Origin of the sequence: Brevundimonas sp. (assembly GCF_041911375.1) — a bacterium.
GTDB lineage: Bacteria > Pseudomonadota > Alphaproteobacteria > Caulobacterales > Caulobacteraceae > Brevundimonas.
Genome location: NZ_JAYRPA010000064.1, coordinates 1 through 5,248 on the forward strand (window position 1 = coordinate 1; position 5,248 = coordinate 5,248).

The 5,248-nt window shown below is 68.5% G+C and carries 7 protein-coding genes and 1 other RNA gene; 5 read left to right on the forward strand and 3 right to left on the reverse strand.

All coding sequences use genetic code 11. The annotated features are described in order from the left end of the window. On the reverse strand, positions 1-565 hold a 565-nt coding region (locus ACE3PU_RS11045; RefSeq protein ID WP_374389682.1), incomplete at its 3' end, for a cytochrome c family protein. 130 nt (positions 566-695) lie between these two features. Between ACE3PU_RS11045 and ACE3PU_RS11050 the strand changes: the two genes are divergently transcribed. Beyond that, positions 696-1,418, forward strand: a complete 723-nt coding sequence (locus ACE3PU_RS11050; protein ID WP_374389684.1) for a 3-deoxy-manno-octulosonate cytidylyltransferase — start codon at positions 696-698, stop codon at positions 1,416-1,418. A gap of 10 nt (positions 1,419-1,428) precedes the next feature. Here ACE3PU_RS11050 and nudC read toward each other — a convergent pair whose 3' ends face one another. After that, on the reverse strand, positions 1,429-2,346 hold the full coding sequence (nudC, locus tag ACE3PU_RS11055) for an NAD(+) diphosphatase (protein ID WP_374389686.1): 918 nt from the start codon (positions 2,344-2,346) through the stop codon (positions 1,429-1,431). A gap of 48 nt (positions 2,347-2,394) precedes the next feature. Here nudC and ffs point away from each other — a divergent pair. Next, an RNA gene (ffs, locus tag ACE3PU_RS11060) (signal recognition particle sRNA small type) lies at positions 2,395-2,492 on the forward strand. A gap of 8 nt (positions 2,493-2,500) precedes the next feature. On the opposite strand, the gene ACE3PU_RS11065 is transcribed toward ffs, so the two are convergent. After that, complete coding sequence (locus ACE3PU_RS11065; protein WP_374389688.1) at positions 2,501-3,049, reverse strand: lipocalin family protein; 549 nt, start codon at positions 3,047-3,049, stop codon at positions 2,501-2,503. A gap of 140 nt (positions 3,050-3,189) precedes the next feature. Here ACE3PU_RS11065 and ACE3PU_RS11070 point away from each other — a divergent pair, with 140 nt between their 5' ends. From ACE3PU_RS11070 to ACE3PU_RS11080, 3 genes are all read left to right on the forward strand, one after another. After that, positions 3,190-4,122 carry an ABC transporter ATP-binding protein gene (locus ACE3PU_RS11070; protein ID WP_374389690.1) on the forward strand — a complete coding sequence of 311 codons (933 nt, stop codon included), beginning with the start codon at positions 3,190-3,192 and terminating at the stop codon, positions 4,120-4,122. Beyond that, a complete protein-coding gene (locus ACE3PU_RS11075) occupies positions 4,119-4,886 on the forward strand; it encodes an ABC transporter permease (protein ID WP_374389692.1) in 768 nt (255 codons plus the stop codon). Before ACE3PU_RS11070 ends, ACE3PU_RS11075 begins: the two co-directional genes overlap by 4 nt. A gap of 41 nt (positions 4,887-4,927) precedes the next feature. Beyond that, positions 4,928-5,248, forward strand: a 321-nt coding sequence (locus ACE3PU_RS11080; RefSeq protein WP_374389694.1) for a hypothetical protein, incomplete at its 3' end; no start/stop codon positions are given.

Genomic DNA, 5,248 nt, shown 5'->3' on the forward strand with positions numbered 1-5,248 from the left:
CGCCCGGCTGACGGGCGGGATCCGGCGCGGGGATGGCGAAGCCGCCCGAGCCCTGCGTCCGCAGCCAGGCGATCAGATTGATGCGCGTGGCCGTGTCGCGGATGCCGGCGAACGACATCTTGGTGCCGGGCACGTAGCGGGCCGGCGCCGTGATGAATTCGTTCAGCTGGTCATAGCCCCAGGTCGGGGCCTCGGCCTTGTGCGCCGCCATGGCGTCCGAATAGGCGAAACCGGCGCGGTGCATCACCGGCCCGCCGACCACGGACCACAGGTTCGGACCGATCTTGTCGGCGCCGCCCTGATGCGCGTCGTGACAGGCCTGGCAGCGCGCAAAGGCGGCCTCGCCGGCGGCCAGGTCGGCGGCCGGCAGAACCGTGCCCCAATCCGGCGGCAGCTCGGCCTCGGCGCCGCCCGCGGCCTCTTCGGGCGCGTCGACGAAATAGCCCATCTTTTCCGGGGCCTCGGTGTGATAAATCGCACCCGACACCTGCTGGACCACCAGGATGACAAACGCCGTCCCCAGGCCCGCGCCGAAAATCTTATTCCACTTCAGATCGCCGCTCATGCGTGTGGTCGCATCCTCTCCGGAATCCGGGCCCCTCGAAACACGCCCCGGACATAATCTTGCGTGGCCGTCTCTGGCACGGTAGCGCGACCTTCGCAACCGGCCCGCCCATCAACGCGACAGGAAGTCGATGAATCCGCTGATATTGATACCCGCCCGCATGGCCGCCACCCGCCTGCCGAACAAGCCGCTGGCCGACATCGGCGGCAGGCCCATGATCGTCAGGGCCTATCAGCAGGCCGAGGCGTCCGGCCTTCCCGTCGCCGTCGCCGCCGGCGATCCGGAGATCGTCGAGGCCATCGAGGCCATCGGCGGCCGCGCCGTCCTGACCGATCCGGGGCTGCCCAGCGGATCGGACCGCATCCGCGCGGCGGTGGACGCCATCGACCCGGAAGGCGATTTCGACGCCGTCATCAACGTCCAGGGCGACATGCCTTTCGCCGATCCGGGCCTGGCGACGGCCTGCGCCGCCATCCTGCACGGCGAGCCGTCCTGCGACATCGCCACCCTGGTCGCGCCCGAAAGGGATGTCTCGGACCGGTCGAACCCCGATGTGGTCAAGGCGGTGCTGGCCCTGGTCGAGGGCGAGCGGCAGGGACGGGCGCTCTATTTCACCCGCTCGACCCTTTACGGCGATGCGCCGGTGTGGCGGCACATCGGGATCTACGGCTACCGGCGCGAGGCGCTGAATCGCTTCTGCGCCGCGCCGCCGTCGCCGCTGGAGCGACGCGAGAAGCTGGAGCAGCTGCGGGCGCTGGAGATGGGCATGCAGATCTGGGCGGCGGTGATCGCCGAGGCCCCGCTGTCGGTGGACAATCCCGACGACCTCGAGGCGGCGCGCGCCCTGGTCTGACGCCTGGGCGCTACTGCTCGGCCCACGCCCGGATCAGGCTGTGGGCGATGGCGAACGGCGGCGGGGCCTGGATGGTGGGATGCTCGCCGGCCAGCACCGCCTTCGCCTCGGCCCGGGTCAGCCAGCACACGGCCTCAAGCTCGGTCTGGTCGGGCTGCGCCTGGTCGTCGGACACCTGGGCGATCAGCCCGATCATCAGTTGGGACGGGAAGGGCCAGGGCTGGCTGGAATGATAGCGGGTCGCCACCACGGTCAGGCCGGCCTCTTCCTTCACCTCGCGGGCGCAGGCCTCCTCGATCGATTCGCCGGGCTCCAGGAAGCCGGCCAGGGCCGACATTCGGCCCTGCGGCCAGGACGCCTGGCGGCCCAGAAGGCAGACCGGCTCCGCCCCGCCCTCGAACACCGGCAGCATGATGGTCACCGGATCCACGCGCGGAAAATGCTCGGTCCCACAGGCCGGGCAGCGGCGCTTCCAGCCGCCGGCCGTGTTCTCGCTCATCGTGCCGCAGGCGGCGCAGAAGCCGTGGCGGCGCCGCCAGTCGAACAGGCTCTTGGCCCCGCCGGCGATGGCCAGGTCCCCGGCGGGCAGCAGGGCCGCCGCGGCGCGCATCTCGTGAAAGGCGCCCAGGCCCCGCACCGGTCCCTCGGCTGGATCGATCGAGCCTTCGAACTCCACCGCAAAGGCCGGCGCCCCGTTCCACAGGCCCAGGAACAGGTCCCGGTCGGGGACCATGTCGCGCGCATGCTTCAGCGACAGCCAGGTCAGGCGCGGGCCGTCGGCCGTCTCCTCGACCAGCGGGCGGCCTTCCCACAGGACCATGGCCAGCGCTTCCGGATTGGCCTCCTGTTCGGCCAGCCAGTCGGGATTGTTTCTCAGGTCGCCGGCCCGATCGAGCGGATTGCCGGCGAAGATGTTCTGGAAGGCCATGTGTCCTTGTAACGCTTGATTCCGACGGCCGCACCCGTCATATCCCGTCTCGGAGATCGTGCGGGCGAAGGCTTCGCCAACCTGGTCAGGGCCGGAAGGCAGCAGCCACAACGAATTCACCTTCGGGTCGTGCGGTCTCCACCCTTCCCGACAATCAGCGCGGCGGCAGAGCCGGATATTCCAGGCGACTGACGTCGTAGCCCAGGGCGCGAGCCCGCTCGGTCAGGGCCCTGACCTGCGCTTCGGTCGGAACCTCGCGGGTGTAGATGAACAGCCGCTCGAAGGTCGGGTCGGCCGAGATGAACCAGCTGTAGTCGTCGGCGCGATCCAGAATCCAGTAATCCCAGGTGACCAGGCCTGCCAGATAGCGAACGCGCAGCTTGGCGTTCGTCCCGGGATCCAGGATTTCGCCTCGTCCGCCTATGGCCTTCTCGCGACCCGACGGCGTGCCGACCTGGCAGGTGTCGCGCACATCGATGCGGGTCTCGCTGACGGGCGTATAGGTCGACGCGCCCGCCACGCAGCCGTCGGTCAGGCGGTCGGGCAGGCGGGCGACCTCGTGCCAGCGTCCCGACCAGAGGCGCGAAATCTCCACCGACTTGGCGGGCTGGGGCGCGCGATGCTCGGAAGGCGAGGGCGCGGTGACGCATCCGGCCAACAGGGCGGCGGCGGTCGCGACGACGGCGGTGTTCCTGACGGACATGGTTCGGGTTCCTGGGCTGGCGGCGATGGTCCTCTGATACGGCTGCGCGAACGAACTGGACCCCCGCCCCTTGAGACGCCGGAAAGGTGCGCCATATTGCCGCCATACGGGGCGCCGCCTCCGCAATTCGGGGAGGCGTGATGCCGGTCATCCAAATCGAAGGCCTGACCAAGACCTACAAGTCCGGGCTTCAGGCGCTGAAGCGCGTCGACCTGACCATCGACAAGGGCGAGATCTTCGCCCTGCTGGGCCCGAACGGGGCCGGCAAGACCACGCTGATCTCCATCGTATGCGGCATCGTCACGCCCACGACGGGCTCGGTGGTGGCCGACGGCCACGACATCCGGAGCGACTTCCGCGCCGCGCGCAGCAAGATCGGCCTGGTGCCGCAGGAGCTGACGACCGACGCCTTCGAGACGGTGCTGGCCACCGTCACCTTCAGCCGGGGCCTGTTCGGCAAGGCGCCGAACCCGGCCTTCATCGAGCGGGTGCTGAAGGACCTGTCGCTGTGGGACAAGCGCAACGCCAAGATCATGACCCTGTCGGGCGGGATGAAGCGGCGGGTGATGATCGCCAAGGCCCTCAGCCACGAGCCGGACATCCTGTTCCTGGACGAACCCACCGCCGGGGTGGACGTCGAACTGCGCCGCGACATGTGGGCGATGGTGCGTAAGCTGCGCGAGCGCGGCGTCACCATCATCCTGACCACCCACTACATCGAGGAGGCCGAGGAGATGGCCGACCGCGTGGGCGTGATCCTGAAGGGCGAGCTGATCCTGGTCGAGGAAAAGACCGCCCTTATGAAGAAGCTGGGCAAGAAGACCCTGACGCTGAACCTGGTCGAACCGCTGACGGCCGTGCCCGCCGACCTGTCGGACTGGGCGCTGGAACTGAAGGGCGACGGCCACGAGCTGGAATACAGTTTCGACGCCAATGCCGAGGACACCGGCGTGCCCTCGCTGATCCGTCGGCTGGAGGCCCTGAACATCGCCTTCAAGGACCTGAACACCCGCCAGAGCTCGCTGGAAGACATCTTCGTCAGCCTGGTCCACCAGAACGGAGCCGCCGCATGACCTTCAACGGATACGGCGTCTGGGCCATCTATCGCTTCGAGATGGCCCGGGCCCTGCGCACCGTCTGGCAGAGCATCGTCACGCCGGTCATCACCACGGCGCTCTATTTCGTCGTCTTCGGCGGCGCCATCGGCAGCCGGATGCAGGAGGTCGACGGCGTGCCCTACGGCGCCTTCATCGTGCCGGGCCTGATCATGCTCAGCCTGTTCACCCAGTCGATCTTCAACGCCTCGTTCGGCATCTACTTCCCCAAGTTCACGGGGACCATCTACGAGATCCTGTCCGCCCCGGTGTCCTCGCTGGAGATCGTGCTGGCCTATGTCGGCGCGGCGGCGACCAAGTCGGCGGTGCTGGGGCTGATCATCCTGGCCACGGCGGCCTTCTTCGTGCCGCTGCAGATCCTGCATCCTTTCTGGATGATGGCCTTCCTGATCCTGATCTCGGTGACCTTCAGCCTGTTCGGCTTCATCATCGGCGTGTGGGCGAACGGCTTCGAGCAGCTGCAGATGATCCCCATGCTGATCGTCACCCCCCTGACCTTCCTGGGCGGCGCCTTCTATTCGATCGACATGCTGCCGGACGGCTGGCGCACGGTGACGCTGTTCAATCCGGTGGTCTATCTGATCTCGGGCTTCCGCTGGGCCTTCTACGGCCAGGGGGACGTGGCCATCGGCGTCAGCCTGGCGGCGACGCTGGCCTTCTTCGCCGTGTGCCTGGCCATCGTCATGTGGATGTTCAAGACCGGCTATCGCCTCAAGAACTGATCCGTCACGAAACCGGCCAGATCGCGAGCCATTCCACACCCATGTCCGACGACAAGATGACCGAGACCCCGACCCCGACGCAGCCGGAGAAATCCGGCGAACCCTTCGCGCGCAAGTCGATCACCTGGGGCCGCATGCCCCAGACGACCTTCCACGTGGGGCCGGTCCCCCTCGCGCCGGATCCGCTGGCGCGCATCAAGGTCCCGCCGAGGCCGCAGGGCCAAGGTCAGGCTCAGGCTCAGGCTCAGACTCCGGCCCAGCCTCAGCGCGCGACGGCGCCCCGGGCCGGCCTCGGCGCCGTGCCGCGCGCCGGGGGCATTCTGGCCGGGTCCCTGGTGCCGCAGGCCCGTCCCGCGCCGGCC